This window comes from Cupriavidus sp. 2KB_3 (assembly GCF_052115685.1).
GTDB lineage: Bacteria > Pseudomonadota > Gammaproteobacteria > Burkholderiales > Burkholderiaceae > Cupriavidus > Cupriavidus campinensis.
In genome coordinates this window covers 54105-75058 of sequence record NZ_JBFRHD010000029.1, presented here as the reverse complement: position 1 = coordinate 75058, position 20954 = coordinate 54105, and the positions used below count along the sequence as shown (strand labels likewise).

Below are 20954 nucleotides of genomic sequence, written 5' to 3'. Positions count from 1 at the left end.
TATTCCGTGCTTCCGGCTCAGTGTCCCAGTCCCAACTCCCCCGGACAAATATTCCTGAACCACCTGGCGCTTGAACGCCTCGTTGTACTTCGCCATGAAAAACACCCCAAAGGTTGAACGGGTGTCCAACTTTTGGGGTGCAGTTCAGCTGGGCGCCCTTTTTCTTTTGGGCCCGAGCCAGTCACGTGTGGTGTGCGCACAAAGGTTGGCCGAGTGGCACGGTTCTATTGACTTCGCTCAATGTTGCAGTGGATTGCAATGCCATTGAGGTTCGCAGCCCAGGTAAAACGGCGTAATGTGCGCCGCGCAGCGCGACCACGCTGTGCATGGCTTGAGAACGGAGCAAGGAACCGTGGCGGATTTGAGCAAAGGAAGGACGTCTGATGGCAGCGCCCTGCGCAAGGGGGAAACGGGCCGGCAGGCCTATCGTCTGGAAGTGCCTGGCGCGCCGAGCGCCGCTGCGCTTTCCGTGGTGTCCTTCAAGGCGGTGGAGCGGCTAGGTGAGCCGTATGTGGTGACGGTCGCACTGACCCACCCGCTGGAGCAGGGCCGCGCCGATTACGTTGGGAAGCCGGCCACGTTCGTGATCGATCCCGGGGACGGGACGGAACCCCGCACGTTTGCGGGCTGCATCACACGATTCACCAAGACGGCCGAGACGCGGGACTTCCACCGTTATGAGATAGACGTGGAGCCGCTGGTAGCACGCCTGCGCCTCACGCGCGCGACCCGCATCTATCAGCACAAGACCGCGCCGGAAATTATCGAGGCCATCCTGCGACGCCATGGCCTGCTCGGCCATCAGTTCGCTTTCAAGCTCCTGCGCAAGTATCCGCAGCTTCTTCCCGAATCATGAAATCGAGACCGAACTGCTCGCCGGGGACGGCGAGTTTGGCCCTGGGAATCCCCGCTCCGACAAACTGTTTTCAGGTCAGCGCGTGATGCGCCAAAAGGGGGAATAACGATGCAGGATTGGATTACCAATAGCCACGCGGCAGAACATCGCGGCTTGAAACGGAGTAGGGCTGAATGAGATGGATTGCATGTGGGTTGCTTGTGATGACGATGGCCATGCTTGGCGGGTGCGCGGTGGATCGGGCGAACCGAGATGTCAGGGTCTCGGCGTGGAGTGCGAACTACACCGAGGACTATATCTACGATTTTGAGATCCGTAGGAGTTCAGGCACGGACACCGGAGTGGGGGGGATCCAGGTCTTGGAATTTTCCAGAGGTGGGACCGGTGGATGCGAATGCTGCGCGCAGATGCCAGGCGTCGGCCAGGCGATCAAGGTCGTATGGCGCGTCGGAGGACGTCAGGACGAGAAGTCGGCGTGGAAGACCTACAGTCGGGATGTTGTCGTAAAGGGAGCAATGCCCACAAGGAAGGACGCATACAACATTCTGATGGTCAGATTTTTCCCGGGTCATGAAGTGGAGGCGGAAGTGATTCCTGATCGAGGGGTGCGGGACGGAGGCGCTAGCCCACGGGTCGACAAGCTTTTTTCAGGCCAGCGCGTAATGCGCCACAAGGGGGAATAACGATGCAGGATTGGATTACCAATAGCCACGCGGCAGAACATCGCGGCTTGAAACGGAGTAGGGCTGAATGAGACGGATTGCTTGTGTGTCGTTTGTGATGATATTGGCCGCGCTCGGTGGTTGCGCTGCGGTCCAGTCTGACCGTTCTGTATTGGCGGCGGCGCGCAGTGCGAACTACACCGAGGACTATATCTATGACTACTGGATTCAGACGGCTTTGGGGAAGAACACCGGAGTGGGAGGCTCCAATGTATCGGAGTTCTCGCGAGGCGGGACCAGTGGGCAGCGATGCTGTGCGCGAATGCCCGGCGTCGGTCAGACGATCAGGGTCGTATGGGAGGTCGGTGGGCGCCAGGACGACAGGTCCAAGTGGAAGACCTATACACGGGATGTTGACGTAAAAGGGGGGATGCCAAAGCCAAACTATAAGCTTCAGAGCTATCTGATTGTCCGGTTCTTTCCGGACCATGAGGTCGAGACCGAACTGCTCGCTGGTGACGGCGATCTCGGACCGGAGAATCTACGGATAGACAGACTTTTTTTTGGTAGGCCACGCGTGATGCGCAAAAAGGAAGAATAACGATGCAAGACTGGTTTGCCGACAGCCACGATACTTTCCATCGGGCGCTCAAGACCGCCACGGTGCTACACAACGAAGAGTTCACGACCTGCTCGACCTGCGAGCAGAAGCCGTGGTTCAGCTTCTTTTTCGATGGTACCGGCAACAATCTGGAGTTGGACAAACCACGGCAGAAGAAGTCCAACATCGCCCGACTGTTTAAGGGGCATGTCGCTGATGAAGAACCGTTGATCGTGGCGCTTTACTACCCGGGCGTTGGCACGCCGCTTGGCGCCAGTGATCCAAGTTGGTGGGAACAAATCCGCGACAGCGAGACACTGGGCGGAGGAGCCGGATTGGGCGCCGATGCGCGATTAGCGTTGGCCGAGGCAGATTTTCGAGATAGATTGAAAGCCAACCACAAAGTCACCCGCATCGACATCGCCGTATTCGGCTTCTCCCGCGGCGCGGCGCTTGCGCGTGCCTTTGTGAACCGGCTGTTGAAACAATGCGAGATGCGGCATGGCGCGCCGTTCTGGCCTTGCCCGACGGCCGTCGATGGTGAAGCCGCGCCGCTGCATATCCGGTTTCTGGGTCTGTTCGATACGGTCGAGTCCGTCGGCCTGCCGGGGCACAACCTCAATAGCGACATGTGGATGCGTATTCCTGATCAGGTGGAACGGTGCTTTCACATCGCGGCCGGTCACGAGCTGCGGGCCTACTTCCCGCTGACACGGGCGCACGATGGCGGCGCGCCGGTTGAAAAGCTGATCTGGCCCGGCGTGCACTCTGACATCGGCGGCGGCTATCGCCCCGGCGGACAGGCCCGTTCCGACCTGCTGGCGCGCATCGCACTGAATCGCATGCGCCTGGAGGGTGCCATCAGCGGCGTGCCATTCACTGCGCCGTCGCTCGCCACCAAGGATGTCCACGATCTTTTTGAGTACGACGAGGACGCCAAAGCACTATTCGACGAATACATGAGCCATGTCGAGAGCGGCGGCACGCTCGAGGCGCAGATCTTCAGACACATGCGCCTCTACTATGGCTGGCTGAAGGAGCGCTTCGAACAGAAGCCTTGTGACATCTACAAGAACGTGTGTTCGACCGACCCGGAAGTACAGGCGCAGCTGCAACGCATTCAGGCGTTTCATGAACGCCTGAAAATCGAAGTGGACACGATGAACTGGCGCAGTTACCTGACGGAGCTGTGGAAAACCAATCGCAGCGAATACGACCGCACCATCGATGCGGCCGGCGGTCCGCGCAGCCCGATGAACCAGCCGCTGTCCGACGAGGAAGCCGCCTACTGGGAAGCCTGGGTGAATCCCCCCAAGCTGTCGCCGGGCCTGCTCCGACTGTTCGACCACTACATCCACGACTCGCGCGCGGGGTTTCTGCGCGTGGACCACAGCGGTTATCTGAGGCCGCGAGAACTGATCGCGCCCTCCGGCGCAGAGCATCTGCTGAATTCGGCGATGGCTCCCATTGCTTGAATTGAAACAAACGTCGATGGTACGCGGGGATTTCGCCCTCGAACACCAATAATCTCGTTTCCATTTGTTACGAATAGGAACGAAGCCTCCCGCAACAATGTCTCCCTAGGTTGAAAAACCCATAATCAACCGTGCCGCGCCGTCTGGGAGGACGAATCTGTGAACCTCGATATCGAACAAATCCGCCAGTTCCTGCAGGCGCATGCGGAGACCATCCTGACGTGGCTGGTGGCCGGCCTGGTGATGATGTTGCTGGCGAAATTCGAGCTGCGTCGCGCGGTACGCAAGTCGGCGCAGGCGATGTCTGAATCGGTGGCGACGACGGTGGCGGCCTGCGTGCCCGATATCGCCCATGCGGCGCAGACGGCACACCCCATTGCCACAGATCCCGATGGCGCCGAGCCGGTCACGGCCCAGCGCGCCGATGCGCTGCGCCGCCTGTCGCTCGATACCGTGGCGACTGTCATGGCCCGTGGACGCTGGCTCGAGGATGTCGGCAACCTGCGCCTGGCCGAGGACGCGCTGCTGTCCGGCCGGCGTGCTGGCGGTGCGGACCCGCTGCTGGTCGTGGCCCCGCAGCCCGTCGTGCAGGCCTACCTGACCGCCCAGCGCACGTTCGAGGACGAAGCCGCCCGGCTCCAGACCCATCGCCGCGAGGCGCTGACGCTCCAGGAGGCGCTTCAGGCGCTGGTGGCGGAAGCCGCCCACGTCGAACAGGAGACCGCGAGCATCGTCATGCGCTTCGAGCAGGTCAACGCCCAGGCCGCGCAAGGCGTGGAGGCGGGCGATTACCAGCGCTTCCTGATCCAGAAATACAACCAGCTGGGCCAGCGCGAGAAGGACATCGGCCAGGAGCGCGCCAATCTGGCCGCGCAACTGCGCGAGAGCACCGATGCGCTCGCCGAGCATGCCCACGTGGCGTCGCAGCGTTACACACAGGCGCTGGCGCCGCTGATGCAGCAACTGCGTTCGGCGTGGGGCCATGGCGATTCGCCGGATGTTTTCGAGACCTGGCTGCGCCACGCCAGGCCGGAAGACGGGGTAGCGGCACCTGCCGCCGATCGCTCGGCGGCCTGAGCGGAGGGGTTTGCGCTATCCTTGGGTTTGTCCTTCCAACGCGCCCCATGCCCTACAAGATTCCCGAATCGGTGCTGGTCGTCATCTACACGCCAGACCTGCAAGTCCTGCTGATCGAGCGCGCCGACCGGCCCGGCTTCTGGCAGTCGGTCACCGGCAGCCTGGACGCCGAGGACGAGCCGCTGCCAGTGACCGCCGCCCGCGAGGTGGCCGAGGAAACCGGCATCATCGCCAGCGCGCATGGCCTGACCGACTGGCAGCACACCATCACGTACGACATCTACCCCCAGTGGCGCCACCGCTACGCGCCCGGCGTGGCACGCAATACCGAGCACTGGTTCGGGCTGTGCGTGCCCGCACCGGTGCCGGTGACGCTGGCGCCACGTGAGCACCTGCGCTACGCGTGGCTGCCCTGGCAGGAGGCCGCCGAGCGCTGCTTCTCCAGCAGCAATGCGGAAGCCGTGCGCCAGCTGGCCTGGCGCGCGGCGGCGGGGCTCGATGTGACCTCGGGAGCGGCATGATGAAGCTGCGCGTGGTCACGTACAACATCCACAAGGGCGTGAAGGGGTTCAGCGGCAAACCGCGTATCCAGAATGTGCGCACCGGCCTGCAGACCATGAATGCGGACATCGTCTTCCTGCAGGAAGTGCAGGACCGCAATGACCGGCTGGTCGCCGCCGAATTGTTCGACCCTGACCACACCCAGCTCAACTACCTGGCCACCGACGCCTATCCGCATTCGGTCTACGGCCGCAATGCGGTCTACGACCACGGCCATCACGGCAACGCCATCCTGTCCCGGCATCCGATCCTGATGTCGGAAAATCTCGATATCTCGGATCACCGCTTCGAGCAGCGCGGCCTGCTGCACGCCGTGGCGGACATCAACGGCGTGGAAGCGCACCTGATCTGCGTGCATTTCGGCCTGTTCGCGCGCAGCCGGGCGCGGCAGGCGAGCGCGCTGGTGGAGCGCGTGCGCGCCGTGGTGCCGGCCGATGCGCCGCTGGTCATCGCCGGCGATTTCAACGACTGGAACCATCGGCTTGACGCCCAGATCTGCAACACCCTCAACGCGGTGGAGTCGGCGCACGCCAAGAGCGGCCGCATCCACACCTTCCCGAGCCATATGCCGTGGTGGCAGCTGGACCGGATCTATGTACGGGGATTCGAGATCGAGCGCACCCAGGCGCTGACCGGCCGCGAATGGGCCGAGCGTTCGGACCACGTGCCGCTGGTGGCGGAACTGGCCCGCCGGGTGGCGATTCCCGAGGTGTAGCGCCCGGGGTTACAGGCTCAGCGCGGTGCGGATCCAGCGGTAGATGGCATCCGCGTCGGCGAGGTCGAGTACCGGCAGGGCCGTCTGCGTGGCGACTTCGGCCGGGGCGTCCGTCGCCACGGCGACCACGCCGGGCACGTCGCGCCAGAGCGGCGGCTTGCCGTGGGCGGGCCGATAGACCTCGAGCTTGGGGAAATCGCTCCATTTATAGCCTTCGACCAGCACCAGGTCGGTCTCGGGCGGCAGCACGGCCAGCGCCTCGCTGATCTCGGGCGATGGCTTCGATTCCGGGTAGTGGCGCATCAGCGTCAGGTGACGCGCGCCGACCAGCACGACGTTCTCGCAGCCGCCCGCGCGCATGCGCCAGGAGTCCTTGCCGGGGGTGTCGGGGTCGAAGCCGTGGTGGGTGTGCTTGATGCCGGCTACCCGCAGGCCGTCGTCCACGAAGCGGGGAATCAGCTGGTCCAGCAGCGTGGTCTTGCCGCTGCCCGACGCACCGGCGATGCCGAATACCTTCACAATTCTTTCCGTTTTCCGCCACACAATGGCCCGACAATAGCAGAGTTGGCCAGGGCGATGTGCAGGAGCCGCCCGTTATCCGATAATCAAGCCATGTCACGGATCTACGACCGGGTCGACCGCCCCACACCTGCCTCGACGCCCCAGGCTCCGGCGCCGCCCATTCCCCCCAAGGCAGCGCCGGCTGGCGCCGCCCTTCGCGCGCCGCTGCTGCGCTGGGGCCGCCGGCGCGGCAATCCGGTGCCCGGCAATGCCGTGGAACTGCTGCGCAATGGCGAAGCCTTCTTCCCAGCCCTGATCGCCGCCATCGGCACGGCCACCCGCCACGTTGTGCTGGAGACCTATATCTATGCCGATGATGGGGTAGGCCAGCGCGTCAGCGAGGCGCTGATCGCTGCAGCGCAGCGAGGCGTGGACGTACGGCTGGTGGTCGATGGCTTCGGCGCCGGCGACATGCCCGAAGCCCTGCAACAGCGCCTCCGGGCCGGCGGGGTGAAGCTCGAAATCTACCGGCCACTGCGCGGCTTCAAGTTCGCGCGCCGGCATCTGCGCCGGCTCCACCGCAAGATGGCCGTGATCGATGACAGCGTGGCGTTCGTCGGCGGCATCAATATCATCGACGATCACAACCACGGCCCGCTCGATCTGCCCGAGCTCGGCCCGCGCTACGACTTCGCGGTGCGCGTGTCCGGGCCCCTGGTGGCGCAGATCGCGCTGGCGTCCGCCCGGCTCTGGTTCCGTATTGCCCAGCGCCGCGGCCTGCGCGAGACCGCCGCCGCCTTCGCCGAGGTGGAGACGCTGACCACGGCCGCCCGGCAGGCGCGGCGCAACGTACAGCCAGCCGGCGTGCCGGCCGCGTTGCTGCTGCGCGACAACCTGCGCAACCGCCGGACGATCGAGCGCGAGTACCTCTACGCGCTGGGCGCGGCACGGCAGGACGTGATCCTGGCCAACGCCTACTTCCTGCCCGGCCACAAGATGCGCCGCGCGCTGCTGGCCTGCCGCGAGCGCGGTGTGCGGGTGCGGCTGCTGCTCCAGGGGGTGGTCGAGTACCGGCTCCAGCATTTCGCCACGCACGCGCTCTATGCCACCCTGCTCGAGGCGGGCGTGGAGATCTACGAATACGAGGCGAGCTTCCTGCACGCGAAGGTGGCCGTGGTCGACGACACCTGGGCGACGGTTGGCTCGAGCAACATGGACCCGTTCAGCCTGCTGCTGGCGCGCGAGGCCAACGTGGCCGTCTACGACACCCACTTCGCGAACGACCTGCGCGCGCACCTGGAACGCGCCATGGCGCAGCGCAGCGCGCGCGTGGTGCCGGAGGCGCACGCGGGCCTGCCGCGCCTGCGCCGGTTTGCCAACTGGGCGGCCTACTATGTGTTGCGCGTCGGCGTCGTCATCGCCGGGGTGACGGGGCGCTACTGAGCGCCTCGACGCATGGCGGCGCGCGTGGCGTTACCATGCTGCCCTGCCGCACGCGCCATCCCGCGCGCGCTGGTGCCGGGCGGTTTTAAGCCGTTGCTGCAATGCGTGGTCAGCGCAGCGCCAACACCGTCTGTTTAGAAACCCCGGTCTAATTAATTGCTTGATGCCAAACGGCCTCGCCAGAATAATCTGAACGACCGTTCTTTTTTGGCTTAGACTGCGTGCATTCGCGGCTTGCCACGGCATTACGGCAGCCGCAATGCCAGGTTCAAAGCAAAGTCAGGTCATAGGCAGCGCCGGAGAAGGGCGCTGCGAGAACGGAGAGAAAATCATGCGACACCAGTCAGTCCGTCTTGAATCCGCTGCCGCGCCCGCGCCCTTGCGCAAGGGTGAGATGACGCGCGTGGCGATTCTCGATGCCGCACTGGAATTGTCGTCCCGCGACGGGCTGGAAGGGCTGACCATCGGCCTGCTCGCGGAACGCATGCAGATGAGCAAGAGCGGCGTATTCGCGCATTTCGGTTCGCGCGAGGACCTGCAGGTGGAAGTGGTGCGCGAGTATCACCGCCGGTTCGAGCAGGAGGTGTTTTACCCCTCGCTGCACGAGCCGCGCGGTCTGCCGCGCCTGTGGTCGATGGTGCGGCGCTGGATGGAAAAGCGCATCCAGGAAGTGACCACGGGCTGCATCTACATCAGCGGGGCGGTCGAGTACGACGATCGCGCGGAAAGCCCGGTGCGTGACGAACTAGTCAAGAGCGTCACGATCTGGCGGGCCGCGCTGATGCGCGCAATCGATCAGGCCAAGGAGGAGGGGCACCTGCGCGCGGACTGCGATCCGCGCACGATGCTGTTCGAGATGTACAGCCTTGAACTAGGCTTGCATCACGACGCCCGTTTCCTGCGCCTGCCGGACAGCGCCGAACTTGCCATGGTCGCGCTCAACAAACTGATTCAGTCTTACCGTACCTGACGCCGCCCCCGGCAACGGTCTCGCCCCCTCCCTGAAGGCGGCGCGGCGTGCACGTGGCGGCATCGCAAACCTCCAAGGAGTTTTTGATGGGCCAGTACACCGCACCGTTGCGCGACATGCAGTTCGTGCTCCATGAACTGCTCGGCGCAGAAGCCGAACTCAAGGCGATGCCGACGCACGCCGACATCGACGCGGACACCATCAACCAGGTTATCGAGGAAGCCGGCAAGTTCTGCGCCGACGTGGTCTTCCCGCTGAACCAGCCCGGTGACCGCGAGGGCTGCACCTACGAGGGCGATGGCGTGGTCCGCGCGCCCAAGGGCTTCAAGGAGGCGTACCAGCAGTACGTCGAAGCCGGCTGGCCGGCGCTGGCCTGCGACCCCGAGTTCGGCGGCCAGGGCCTGCCCATCATCATCAACAACGCGCTGTACGAGATGCTGAACTCGGCCGGCCAGGCGTGGACGATGTATCCGGGCCTCTCGCACGGCGCCTATGAGGCGCTGCATGCCCATGGCACGCCGGAACTGAAGCAGACCTACCTGCCCAAGCTGGTGTCCGGCGTGTGGACCGGCACGATGTGCCTGACCGAGCCGCATTGCGGCACCGACCTCGGCATCCTGCGCAGCAAGGCCGAGCCGCAGGCCGATGGCTCCTACCTGATCTCGGGCACCAAGATCTTCATCTCGGCCGGCGAACACGACATGGCCGAGAACATCATCCACCTGGTGCTGGCCCGCCTGCCGGACGCCCCGCAAGGCACCAAGGGCATCTCGCTGTTCGTGGTACCGAAGTTCATCCCCGATGCCAGCGGCAACCCGGGCGAGCGCAACGGCATCAAGTGCGGCTCCATCGAGCACAAGATGGGGATCCACGGCAACGCTACCTGCGTGATGAACCTGGACGGCGCACGCGGCTGGCTGGTGGGCGAGCCGAACAAGGGCCTGAACGCGATGTTCGTGATGATGAACGCCGCGCGCCTGGGCGTGGGCGCCCAGGGCCTGGGCCTGACCGAGGTGGCGTACCAGAACTCGCTGGCTTACGCGAAGGACCGCCTGCAGATGCGCGCGCTGACCGGCCCGAAGGCGCCGGAGAAGCCCGCCGACCCGATCATCGTGCACCCGGACGTGCGCCGCATGCTGCTGACGCAGAAGGCCTACGTCGAAGGTGGCCGCGCGTTCAGCTACTGGACCGCGCTGCAGATCGACCGCGAGCTGTCGCACCCCGACGCCGCCGTGCGCAAGGAAGCCGGCGACCTCGTGGCGCTGCTGACGCCGGTGATCAAGGCGTTCCTGACCGATAACGCCTTCGCCTCGACCAACGAGGGCATGCAGGTGTTCGGCGGCCACGGCTACATCGCCGAATGGGGCATGGAGCAGTACGTGCGCGACGCCCGCATCAACATGATCTACGAAGGCACCAACACGATCCAGGCGCTGGATCTGCTGGGCCGCAAGATCCTGGGCGACATGGGCGCCAAGATGAAGGCGTTCGGCAAGATCGTGCAGCAGTTCGTCGAGGAAGAGGGCACCAACGAGGCGATGCAGGAGTTCGTGAACCCGCTGGCCGACCTTGGCGACAAGGTGCAGAAGCTGACCATGGAAATCGGCATGAAGGCCATGGGCAACCCGGACGAAGTGGGCGCGGCCGCCGTGCCGTACCTGCGCGTGGTGGGGCACCTGGTGTTCTCGTATTTCTGGGCCCGCATGGCCAGGCTCGCGCTCGAGAAGGAGGGCAGCGGCGACAAGTTCTACACCAGCAAGCTGGCCACGGCGCGGTTCTACTTCGCCAAGCTGCTGCCGGAAACCGCCGCGGAGATCCGCAAGGCGCGCGCCGGCTCGGCCACGCTGATGGCGCTGGACGCCGACCTGTTCTGATTTGCCGGCAGGCGCGTGCGGCCATCCGCCGCCGCGCCTGCCCGTATTTCACATCCTCTCAACGCTCACAGACTGAGGAGCGCGCATGTCCAATTTCATCGTCAAGAAAGTCGCCGTGCTGGGTGCCGGCGTCATGGGGGCGCAGATTGCCGCCCACCTGGTCAACGCCCGCGTGCCCGTGGTGCTGTTCGACCTGCCCGCCAAGGACGGCCCCAAGAACGGCATCGCCCTGCGCGCCATCGAGAACCTGAAGAAGCTCTCGCCCGCGCCGCTCGGCATCAAGGACGAAGCCGGCCTGATCCGCGCCGCCAACTACGAGGACGACATCGCCCTGCTGGGCGAGTGCGACGTCGTGATCGAAGCCATCGCCGAGCGCATGGACTGGAAGCACGACCTCTACAAGAAGGTGGCCCCGCACCTGGCCCCGCACGCGATCTTCGCGACCAATACCTCGGGGCTGTCGATCACCGCGCTGTCCGACGGCTTCGACGCCGGCCTGAAATCCCGCTTCTGCGGCGTGCACTTCTTCAACCCGCCGCGCTACATGCATCTGGTGGAGCTGATTCCGACGGCCACCACGCAGCCCGAGATCCTCGACCGCCTGGAAGCCTTCCTGACCACCACGCTCGGCAAGGGCGTGGTGCGCGCCAAGGACACGCCGAACTTCATCGCCAACCGTGTCGGCATCTTCTCGATCCTGGCCGTGTTCGCCGAGGCCGAGAAGTTCGGCATTCCGTTCGATGTCGTCGATGACCTGACCGGTTCCAAGCTGGGCCGTGCCAAGTCCGCCACGTTCCGCACCGCCGATGTGGTGGGCCTGGACACCATGGCGCACGTGATCAAGACGATGCAGGACAACCTGACCAACGACCCGTTCGCCTCGGTCTACCAGACGCCGGCCGTGCTGAAGGGGCTGGTCGATGCGGGCGCGCTGGGCCAGAAGACCGGCGCCGGCTTCTACAAGAAGGAAGGCAAGGCGATCAAGGTGCTGGACGCCAAGACCGGCCAGTACGTGGAGTCGGGCAAGAAGGCCGACGAAATCGTGGTCCGCATGCTCAAGAAGGAGCCGGCGGAGCGCATCAAGCTGCTGCGTGAATCGACCAACCCGCAGGCGCAGTTCCTGTGGAGCGTGTTCCGCGACGTGTTCCACTACATCGCCGTCTACCTCGAGCAGATCGCCGGTTCGGCGGCTGACGTGGACCTGGCCATCCGCTGGGGCTTCGGCTGGAACTCGGGTCCGTTCGAGGACTGGCAGGCCGCCGGCTGGAAGCAGGTGGCGGAGTGGGTCAAGGAAGATGTCGATGCAGGACGCGCCCTGTCGAACGCCGCGCTGCCCGCGTGGGTGTTCAGTGGCGCCGTGGCCGAGAACCAGGGCGTGCATAGCGCCAAGGGTTCGTGGTCCCCGGCGACCGGATCGTTCGTCCAGCGCGCCGAACTGCCGGTGCACCAGCGCCAGGTGTTCCGCGCGGCGCTGCGCGGCACGGATGCGGCCGATCCGCGCACAGCCGGCAAGACCGTCGAGGAAAACGATGCCGCGCGCATCTGGACCAGCGCTGGCGCCGACGACGTGCTGGTGGTGTCCTTCAAGAGCAAGATGAACACGATCGGCCCCGATGTGATCGACGGCCTGACGCGCGCCATCGACCTGGCCGAAGCCGGCTACAAGGGCCTGGTGGTGTGGCAACCGACTTCGCTCCAACTGGGCGCGCCCGGCGGTCCGTTCTCGGCCGGCGCCAACCTGGAAGCCGCCATGCCCGCGTTCATGATGGGCGGCGCCAAGGGCATCGAGCCGTTCGTCAAGAAGTTCCAGGACGGCATGATGCGTGTGAAGTATTCGGCCGTGCCGGTGGTGGCGGCGGCGTCGGGCATCGCGCTCGGCGGTGGCTGCGAGCTGATGCTGCATTCGGCCAAACGCGTGGCGGCGCTCGAAACCTATATCGGCCTCGTGGAAGTGGGCGTGGGCCTGGTCCCGGCCGGCGGCGGCCTCAAGGAGGCAGCGCTGGCTGCCGCGCGCGCGGCGCAGGCGGCGGGCAGCACCAACTACCTGCAATTCCTGACCAACCGCTTCCAGGCGGCGGCGATGGCGAAGGTGTCCACCTCGGCGCTCGATGCGCAGCAGATCGGCTATCTGCAGCCGACCGACACCATCGTCTTCAACGTCCACGAACTGCTGTACGTGGCGCAGAGCGAAGTGCGCGCGCTGGCCAACGCCGGCTACCGTGCGCCGGTGCCCGGCGCGCTGGTGCCGGTGGCGGGCCGCTCGGGCATCGCCACCATCCAGGCGTCGCTGGTCAACATGCGCGACGGCAACTTCATCTCGGCCCACGATTTCCTGATCGCCACGCGCATCGCCGAGGCCGTGTGCGGCGGCGACGTGGAGGCCGGCTCGCTGGTCAGCGAGGACTGGCTGCTGGCGCTGGAGCGCCGCGCCTTCATCGAGCTGCTCGGCACGGGCAAGACGCAGGAGCGCATCATGGGCATGCTGCAGACCGGCAAGCCGGTGCGCAACTAACAGGCCAGAATAGGAACCGACATCATGAAACAACTGCAAGACGCCTACATCGTCGCGGCCACCCGTTCGCCAATCGGCAAGGCCCCCAAGGGCGCGTTCCGGAACACCCGGCCTGACGACCTGCTCGCCATGATCCTGCGCGCCGCCGTGGCGCAGGTGCCCAACCTCGACCCGGCGCTGATCGAGGACGCCATCGTGGGCTGTGCCATCCCCGAAGCCCAGCAGGGCCTGAACGTGGCGCGCATCGGCGCGCTGCTCTCGGGCCTGCCGAACACCGTGGGCGGCATCACCGTGAACCGCTTCTGCGCCTCGGGCGTGTCGGCCGTGGCGATGGCCGCGGACCGCATCCGCGTGGGCGAGTCGGATGTGATGATCGCCGCCGGCGTGGAATCGATGAGCATGGTGCCGATGATGGGCAACACGCCGTCCATGTCCCCGTCGATCTTCACGCGCGATGAGAACGTCGGCATTGCCTACGGCATGGGCCTGACCGCCGAGAAGGTGGCCACCCAGTGGAAGGTGAGCCGCGAGGACCAGGACGCGTTCTCGCTGGCGTCGCACCAGAAGGCGATGGCCGCGCAGCAGGCCGGGGAGTTTGCCGATGAAATTACCCCAATCGAGGTAACCGAGAAATTCCCGGATCTCGCCACTGGTCAGGTCGGCGTCAAGACGCGTACTATCTCGCTGGACGAGGGCCCGCGCCCCGACACGTCGCTGGAAGGCCTGGGCAAGCTGCGCCCGGTGTTCGCCAACAAGGGTAGCGTGACGGCTGGCAACAGCTCGCAGACGTCGGACGGCGCCGGCGCGCTGATCCTGGTCTCGGAAAAGATCCTCAAGCAGTTCAACCTCGTGCCGCTGGCCCGCTTCGTGTCGTTCGCAGTGCGTGGCGTGCCGCCCGAGATCATGGGGATTGGCCCGAAGGAGGCGATTCCGGCCGCGCTGCGCGCGGCGGGGCTGACGCAGGACCAGATCGACTGGATCGAGCTGAACGAGGCTTTCGCCGCGCAGTCGCTGGCGGTGATGCGTGACCTGGCGCTGGACCCGGCCAAGGTCAACCGGATGGGCGGCGCGATTGCGCTGGGTCACCCGCTCGGTGCCACGGGCGCGATCCGCTCGGCCACCGTGGTGCACGCGCTGCGTCGCCACAATCTCAAGTACGGCATGGTGACCATGTGCGTGGGCACGGGCATGGGCGCCGCCGGTATCTTCGAGCGCGTATAAACGCGCCACAGGGACAGCGCGCCACCGGGACAGCCCGGCGGGTGGGCTGTCCCGAACCCTCTGATCAGGTGAAGAACGTAGTGCGATGGAACGGAGAAGCCACACACTTGAACGCTTGATACGGAGGAACACAATAATATGCAGGAGACAGCCATTCTGGCCGATGCGGCATGCGACATGCCGCGCGCAATGATGGACGCGCTGGGCGTTCATACCATTCCTTTCCGGATTCGCGCCGGCGACCGCTTCGTGGTCGACACCCGCGATGAAGCTGCGCTGCCCGACCTGTACCAGCAGTACCTGGTCGGCAAGCAGGACCACTACGCCGAATCGATCCCCCTGCTCGAGCGCGAGCTGGAAGACCATCTGCTCCGGCACGTGGTGGCCGGCTGCGATCGCGCCATCCTGCTGACGATTGCCAGCACGCGCAGCAAGTTCTACGCGAATGCCACCGGTGCCGTGGTCGGCACCGTGGCGCGCAGCTTCAAGCTGCGCAAGGACGCCGGGCGCAGCGGCCTGTTCGACCTGACCGTGATCGACACCGGCGCCATCGGCCCGGGGCAGGCGCTGATCGTGCGCGAGGCGGCCCGCATGCTGGCCGACGGCGCCGATGGCGCCGACATCTCCCACGCCGTGGAGACGCGCCTGCGCGACGCCGCGCACATGATCATGGTGCCGAACGAGCTGCTCTATATGTATACGCGCGCCAAGCAGAAGGGCGAGAACAGCATCACCTGGGGCCGCTACATGCTGGGCAATGCGTTCAACATCCGCCCGATCATCCGCATGCACCAGGGCGAGACCGAGGCGATTGGCAAGGCGCGCGGGCAGGAGGAAGGCATTCGCCGGCTGCTGGCCCATGCCGAGAGCTGCGTGCGTGCCGGCTGCCTGCTGACACCGGACATCTCGGTGGCCTATGCCGGCAATATCGACGAGGTGCGCGCGTGGCCCGCGTGGCAGGCGTTGGCCACCACGGCCGAGCGCGCCGGCGTGGAGCTGATGCTGGCCCCGATGAGCCTGACCGTGGCGCTGAACATCGGCGCCGGCGCGTTCAGCATCGGTTACCTTTCCGAAGTGCCGCCACCGTTCGTATGAGCGGCATCCCAATGAGCTAGACGAGACAGACGAGGTTTGACATGAGTATTGCCACACGAATCGACCAGGGCATCCTGACCATTGGCTTCGACCGCATCGACAAGAAAAATGCGATCACGGCCGCGATGTACCAGACCATGGCCGATGCGCTGCGCGCGGCGGAGACCGACCCCGCCGTGCGCGTGATCGTGATCGAGGGCAAGCCGGAAATCTTCACCGCCGGCAACGACCTCGAGGACTTCATGAAGCGCCCGCCGTCGCACGGCACGGATGGCACGCCGGCGCCGGTGTTCCAGTTCCTGCATGCAATCAGCCACGCGAGCAAGCCCGTGGTGGCGGCGGTCAGTGGGGCGGCGGTGGGCATCGGCACCACGCTGCTGCTGCATTGCGATCTCGTCTATGCCTCGGACACGGCGAAGCTGTCGCTGCCGTTCGCGCAGCTTGGCCTGTGCCCGGAGGCGGCGTCGAGCCTGCTGCTGCCGCGTCTGGTCGGCTACCAGCGCGCCGCCGAGAAGCTGCTGCTGGGCGAGGCGTTCAGCGCGCAGGAGGCACTGGCGATGGGACTGGTGACCAAGGTGCTGCCCGTGGGCGAGCTGCAGGACTATGTGCGCCAGCAGGCGGCCAAGCTGGCCGCGCTGCCGGCGTCGTCATTGCGCGAGACCAAGCGGCTGATGAAGGGTGACGACGTGGCCGCCGTGGAGCGGAAGATGGGCGAGGAGGGCGAGGTGTTCCGGCGCATGCTGGTGGCGCCGGAAGCGAAAGAGGCGTTCTCGGCGTTCTTCGAGAAGCGCAAGCCCGATTTCTCGAAGTTCAGCTAGGACGCGAGCGCCGCTAGCCGCTAGCCGCCAGCCGGCGCTTCAGGCGGTCGGGAGGATTCTCGGCTGCCGCGTCTCGTCGGTGGCCACGTACGTCAGCGTGGCCTCCGTCACCTTCACGCATTCATTGCTGTGGCGCATGCGTTGCGCGTAGACCTCCACCGACACGGTGATCGAGGTCCGGCCGGTCTTGACGATATCGGCATAGAAGCTCACCAGATCGCCCACCATCACCGGGTGCTTGAACAGGAACGAGTTCACCGCCACCGTGGCGACGCGGCCCTGGGCGCGCTCCACCGCCGGGATCGAGCCGGCGATGTCCACCTGGGACATGATCCAGCCACCGAACACATCGCCATGCACATTGGCGTCGGCGGGCATCGGCACCACGCGCAGGGCGGGGTTCTTGCCGGCGGGCAGTTCGGAGAGCGGGGCAGGATGGTTCATATTGGCAGGAAGGTGGGGCGGGATGCGAGGGAATGTCATGGCCTGCCGGGTTGTGCGATCTCTGCGACAATCGCGGCATTGGCAAGAATTCTAACGTATGCGCCGCTACTCCACGTCCGCTGACTCCTCCCCCGAGCCGGCCAATTCGCTGTTCCCCGCCGGCGGCAAGCCCCGCAGCGACTGGCAGACCGTCCGTAACCTGCTGCCCTACGTCTGGCACTACAAATGGCGCGTGATGCTGGCGCTGACCTGCCTGGTGGCGGCCAAGGTGGCCAACCTCGGCGTGCCGGTGCTGATGAAGAAGCTGATCGACAGCATGAACATCGCCCCCGGCGATACCGCCGCGCTGCTCGTGGTGCCGGTTGGCCTGATCGTCGCCTACGGGGTGCTGCGGCTCTCGGGCACGCTGTTCACCGAGTTGCGGGAGATCCTCTTTTCGAAGGTGACGCAGAGCGCGGTGCGCGAGATTGCGCTCCAGGTCTTCCGCCACCTGCATGCGCTGTCGCTGCGCTTCCACCTGGACCGGCAGACCGGCGGCATGAGCCGCGACATCGAGCGGGGCACGCGCGGTATCCAGTCCCTGATCTCGTACTCGCTGTACAGCATCCTGCCCACGCTGGTGGAGATGTCGCTGGTGATCGGCTTCTTCGTGGTCCGCTATGACATCTGGTTCGCGGCGATCACCACTTGTGCGCTGGTCGGCTACATCGTCTTCACCATCGTCGTGACCGAGTGGCGCACGCACTTCCGGCGCAAGATGAACGAGCTGGACTCGCGTGCCAACCAGAAGGCCATCGACTCGCTGCTGAACTTCGAGACCGTGAAGTACTTCGGCAACGAGGAATACGAGGCCCGCCGCTACGACGAGAACCTGCGCACCTACCGCACCGCCGCGATCCGCTCGCAGAACTCGCTGTCGTTCCTGAACTTCGGCCAGCAGACCATCATCGCCCTGGGGCTGATCCTGATCCTGTGGCGCGCCACGGTGGGCGTGGCAGCCGGCACGCTGACGCTGGGCGACCTCGTGCTGGTGAACACGCTGATGATCCAGCTCTATATCCCGCTGAACTTCCTCGGCGTGATCTACCGCGAGATCAAGCAGTCGACGACCGACATGGACCGCATGTTCGTCCTCCTCGGCACCAACCAGGAGGTGGCCGACACACCCGGCGCGCTCCCGCTCCAGGTGCGCGGCGCCGAGGTGCGCTTCCGCCATGTGGGGTTTGGCTACGAGAGCAACCGGGTGATCCTGGATGACGTCGATTTCACCATCGCGGCGGGGACGACCACCGCCGTGGTCGGCCATAGCGGCTCGGGCAAGTCCACGCTGGCGCGGCTGCTGTTCCGCTTCTACGATGTGACGCGCGGCGGGATCGAGGTCGATGGCCAGGACATCCGCAACGTGCGCCAGTCGAGCCTGCGGGCGTCGATCGGCATCGTGCCGCAGGACACCGTGCTGTTCAACGACAGCATCTACTACAACATCGCCTATGGCCGGCCGGAGGCCACGCGCGACGAGGTCATCGAGGCCGCACGCGCCGCCCAGATCGACACCTTCATCCGCGAACTGCCGCAGGGCTACGACACCCCGGTGGGCGAGCGCGGCCTGAAGCTGTCCGGCGGCGAGAAGCAGCGCGTGGCCATCGCCCGCACGCTGCTCAAGAATCCACCGATCCTGGTGTTCGACGAAGCCACCTCGGCGCTCGACTCGCGCACCGAGCAGGCCATCCAGGCCGAACTGATGCGGCTGGCGCAGAACCGCACCACGCTGCTGATCGCGCACCGGCTCTCCACCGTGGTCCACGCCGACCAGATCCTGGTGATGGACCATGGTCGCATCGTCGAACGCGGCACCCACGCCGAGCTGATGCGCGCCAACGGGCGTTACGCGGAGATGTGGCTGATCCAGGCGCGCAGTGCGGCGGAAGGGGCCGTGGACGGCACGGTAACTGCGGCTTCGCCGTCGGACGTGCTCGCCATCGACGTCGGCGACGCCACGCAGGACGCCTGATATTGGCCCGCGATTGTCGACAATCCCTGTCGGCAACCCCGATCCACAGAGCGCCGCGCACAATCATGGTTCGTCAATGCACGGCGCGCGTGCTCCGGGCCGGGGCATGACACCCATGTGAAAAGCTGGCACGCGCCTTGCGAAAAGTCTTCCCCAGAGAGATCAACTACTGGAGAAGGTTCATGCCGCAATCCGCCGCGCGCCGTCATCTGCTGAAGCTGTGCACCGCACTGGGCACCACCATGGTGCTGTCGACACTCTGCGCAGGCACCGCCCAGGCGCAAGCCGCCACCAAGGTCCGCTTCCAGCTCGACTGGCGTTTCGAGGGCCCGTCCGCGCTGTTCCTGCTGGGCGAGCAGAAGGGCTACTACAAGGCGGAGAAGCTCGACGTGTCCATCGACGCCGGCAACGGCTCGGGCAACGTGGTGAACCGCGTGGCCTCCGGCACCTATGACATGGGATTCGCCGACCTGGCCTCGGTGATGGAGTTCTACGGCAACAACCCGGACGCCAAGAACAAGCCGGTGGCCGTGATGATGGTCTACAACAACACGCCGGCCGCCGTGCTGGCGCTGAAGAAGTCCGGCATCCGCGCGCCCAGGGACCTGGCCGGCAAGAAGCTCGGCGCCCCGGTGTTCGACGCCGGCCGCCGCGCCTTCCCGATCTTCGCCAAGGCCAACGGCCTGCAGGCGCAGTCGTTCAACTGGCAGGCGATGGACCCCACGCTGCGCGAGACCATGCTCACGCGCGGCGACCTGGACGCCATCACCGGCTTCTCGTTCACGTCGATCCTGAACCTCAACGCGCGTGGCGTGAAGGATGAGGACATCGTCGTGCTGCCGTACCCGCAGTTCGGCGTGAAGCTGTACGGCAACGCCATCATCGCGTCCGAGCAGTTCCTGAAGAGCAACCCGGAGGCGGTCAAGGCGTTCCTGCGCGCGTTCTCCAAGTCCGCGCGCGACGTGATCGCGAGCCCCGAGGAGGGCATCAAGGCCGTGAAGGCCCGTGACGGCATCATCGACGAGAAGCTGGAAGTGCGCCGCCTTAAGATGGCGCTGGACAGCGTGGTGAAGTCGCCGGATGCCAGGGCCGAGGGCTTCGGCCGCGTGAGCAAGCCGCGCCTTTCGCTGATGGCGTCGCAGGTGGCCGACGCGTTCGGCACCAAGGGCCGGATCAACCCGGACACGCTCTGGACCGACGCCTACCTGCCTTCCGCTGCCGAACTGGACGTCCTGCGATGATGATGGCGCGAGACAACCTGTCTACCGCCTCGGGTGGGTCGGCTACCGGGGCCGCCGAGGCTCCCGAGGCTGCCCCCAAGCCGTTCGTCGATTTCAACCGCGTCTGGCTCGCCTATGACGACGAGCTGGCGCGGCGTGGCGAGTTTGCCGTGGAGGACATCTCGCTGCAGGCGGCGCCGGGCGAGTTCATCGCCATCGTCGGGCCGTCCGGCTGCGGCAAGTCCACGTTCATGAAGCTGGCCACCGGGCTGCGGCCCGCCACGCGCGGCTCGGTCAGCATCGCGGGCCAGAAGGTGAATGGGCCGCTCAAGCAAGTCGGCATGGCCTTCCAGGCGCCGACGCTGCTGCCGTGGCGCACCACGCTCGACAACGTGATGCTGCCGCTGGAGATCGTCGAGCCATACCGCTCCACCATGCGCGCCAGGCGCAAGGAGTACGAGGCCCGGGCGCGGGACCTGCTCAAGACCGTCGGCCTGGCCGGCTACGAGGACAAGTTCCCGTGGCAGCTGTCCGGCGGGATGCAGCAGCGCGCGTCGATCTGCCGCGCGCTGATCCACCAGCCGCGCATGCTGCTGCTGGACGAGCCGTTCGGCGCGCTCGACGCCTTCACGCGCGAGGAACTCTGGTGCGTGCTGCGCGACCTCTGGCAGGCCCAGCGCTTCAACGTCATCCTCGTCACGCACGACCTGCGGGAGGCCGTATTCCTCGCCGACACGGTCTACGTGATGAGCGCCCGCCCGGGTCGCATCCTGTTGCGCAAGGAGATCGACCTGCCGCGTCCGCGTCCGCTGGACGTCACGTATTCCGAACCGTTTGCCGAGCGCGTGCATGAACTGCGCGAGAAGATCGGCCACGTCCGCCAGCAATAAGAAGCGAT

Annotated in this window: 18 protein-coding genes and 1 pseudogene; 17 read left to right on the top strand and 2 right to left on the bottom strand. The window is 65.7% G+C overall.

Annotated elements, in window-relative coordinates:
- Nucleotides 1-295: 295 nt before the first annotated feature.
- From AB4120_RS25390 to AB4120_RS25360, 7 genes and pseudogenes are all read left to right on the top strand, one after another.
- Nucleotides 296-838, top strand: a pseudogene (locus AB4120_RS25390) (contractile injection system protein, VgrG/Pvc8 family); the annotation flags it as partial.
- Nucleotides 839-1029: 191 nt separating this feature from the next.
- The gene (locus AB4120_RS25385) at nucleotides 1030-1539 is read left to right on the top strand and encodes a DUF3304 domain-containing protein (protein WP_149136728.1); all 510 of its coding nucleotides are present in this window, start codon (nucleotides 1030-1032) and stop codon (nucleotides 1537-1539) included.
- Nucleotides 1540-1606: 67 nt separating this feature from the next.
- Nucleotides 1607-2119, top strand: a complete 513-nt coding sequence (locus AB4120_RS25380) for a DUF3304 domain-containing protein (protein WP_149136727.1) — start codon at nucleotides 1607-1609, stop codon at nucleotides 2117-2119.
- 2 nt (nucleotides 2120-2121) lie between these two features.
- Nucleotides 2122-3594 (top strand): T6SS phospholipase effector Tle1-like catalytic domain-containing protein, encoded by a 1473-nt coding sequence (locus tag AB4120_RS25375; RefSeq protein WP_441642992.1) that lies wholly within the window; start codon nucleotides 2122-2124, stop codon nucleotides 3592-3594.
- A gap of 159 nt (nucleotides 3595-3753) precedes the next feature.
- Nucleotides 3754-4671, top strand: coding sequence for a hypothetical protein (locus AB4120_RS25370; RefSeq protein WP_149136725.1), 918 nt, complete (start codon nucleotides 3754-3756; stop codon nucleotides 4669-4671).
- Between the two features lie 47 nt (nucleotides 4672-4718).
- The gene (gene nudB / locus AB4120_RS25365) at nucleotides 4719-5192 is read left to right on the top strand and encodes a dihydroneopterin triphosphate diphosphatase (protein WP_441642991.1); all 474 of its coding nucleotides are present in this window, start codon (nucleotides 4719-4721) and stop codon (nucleotides 5190-5192) included.
- Complete coding sequence (locus AB4120_RS25360) at nucleotides 5189-5947, top strand: endonuclease/exonuclease/phosphatase family protein (RefSeq protein WP_187645085.1); 759 nt, start codon at nucleotides 5189-5191, stop codon at nucleotides 5945-5947. The genes nudB and AB4120_RS25360 overlap by 4 nt, the downstream gene beginning before the upstream one ends.
- A 9-nt stretch (nucleotides 5948-5956) precedes the next feature.
- Here the strand turns inward: AB4120_RS25360 and mobB are convergent, their stop codons facing one another.
- Nucleotides 5957-6466 (bottom strand): molybdopterin-guanine dinucleotide biosynthesis protein B, encoded by a 510-nt coding sequence (mobB, locus tag AB4120_RS25355; RefSeq protein ID WP_149136724.1) that lies wholly within the window; start codon nucleotides 6464-6466, stop codon nucleotides 5957-5959.
- Between the two features lie 93 nt (nucleotides 6467-6559).
- Between mobB and clsB the strand changes: the two genes are divergently transcribed.
- The 7 genes from clsB (at nucleotide 6560) to AB4120_RS25320 (ending at nucleotide 16381) form a co-directional block, all read left to right on the top strand.
- On the top strand, nucleotides 6560-7891 hold the full coding sequence (gene clsB, locus AB4120_RS25350; protein ID WP_262389484.1) for a cardiolipin synthase ClsB: 1332 nt from the start codon (nucleotides 6560-6562) through the stop codon (nucleotides 7889-7891).
- Between the two features lie 379 nt (nucleotides 7892-8270).
- Nucleotides 8271-8861, top strand: a complete 591-nt coding sequence (locus AB4120_RS25345; RefSeq protein WP_092291837.1) for a TetR/AcrR family transcriptional regulator — start codon at nucleotides 8271-8273, stop codon at nucleotides 8859-8861.
- Between the two features lie 86 nt (nucleotides 8862-8947).
- Nucleotides 8948-10735 (top strand): acyl-CoA dehydrogenase C-terminal domain-containing protein, encoded by a 1788-nt coding sequence (locus AB4120_RS25340; protein WP_149136722.1) that lies wholly within the window; start codon nucleotides 8948-8950, stop codon nucleotides 10733-10735.
- A gap of 85 nt (nucleotides 10736-10820) precedes the next feature.
- A complete protein-coding gene (locus AB4120_RS25335; RefSeq protein WP_149136721.1) occupies nucleotides 10821-13247 on the top strand; it encodes a 3-hydroxyacyl-CoA dehydrogenase/enoyl-CoA hydratase family protein in 2427 nt (808 codons plus the stop codon).
- A gap of 21 nt (nucleotides 13248-13268) precedes the next feature.
- Complete coding sequence (locus AB4120_RS25330; protein WP_211943436.1) at nucleotides 13269-14468, top strand: acetyl-CoA C-acyltransferase; 1200 nt, start codon at nucleotides 13269-13271, stop codon at nucleotides 14466-14468.
- Nucleotides 14469-14606: 138 nt separating this feature from the next.
- On the top strand, nucleotides 14607-15563 hold the full coding sequence (locus tag AB4120_RS25325) for a DegV family protein (protein WP_149136720.1): 957 nt from the start codon (nucleotides 14607-14609) through the stop codon (nucleotides 15561-15563).
- Nucleotides 15564-15604: 41 nt separating this feature from the next.
- On the top strand, nucleotides 15605-16381 hold the full coding sequence (locus AB4120_RS25320) for an enoyl-CoA hydratase (RefSeq protein WP_144197192.1): 777 nt from the start codon (nucleotides 15605-15607) through the stop codon (nucleotides 16379-16381).
- A 39-nt stretch (nucleotides 16382-16420) separates the two neighbouring features.
- Here the strand turns inward: AB4120_RS25320 and AB4120_RS25315 are convergent, their stop codons facing one another.
- Nucleotides 16421-16825, bottom strand: coding sequence for an acyl-CoA thioesterase (locus AB4120_RS25315; protein ID WP_149137587.1), 405 nt, complete (start codon nucleotides 16823-16825; stop codon nucleotides 16421-16423).
- 97 nt (nucleotides 16826-16922) lie between these two features.
- Between AB4120_RS25315 and AB4120_RS25310 the strand changes: the two genes are divergently transcribed.
- From AB4120_RS25310 to AB4120_RS25300, 3 genes are all read left to right on the top strand, one after another.
- Entirely contained in the window at nucleotides 16923-18836 is a 1914-nt protein-coding gene (locus AB4120_RS25310) for an ABCB family ABC transporter ATP-binding protein/permease (RefSeq protein WP_149136719.1), read from the top strand.
- 182 nt (nucleotides 18837-19018) lie between these two features.
- Nucleotides 19019-20077, top strand: a complete 1059-nt coding sequence (locus AB4120_RS25305) for an ABC transporter substrate-binding protein (RefSeq protein ID WP_149136718.1) — start codon at nucleotides 19019-19021, stop codon at nucleotides 20075-20077.
- On the top strand, nucleotides 20077-20946 hold the full coding sequence (locus AB4120_RS25300) for an ABC transporter ATP-binding protein (RefSeq protein ID WP_149137586.1): 870 nt from the start codon (nucleotides 20077-20079) through the stop codon (nucleotides 20944-20946). The genes AB4120_RS25305 and AB4120_RS25300 overlap by 1 nt, the downstream gene beginning before the upstream one ends.
- Nucleotides 20947-20954: the final 8 nt, after the last annotated feature.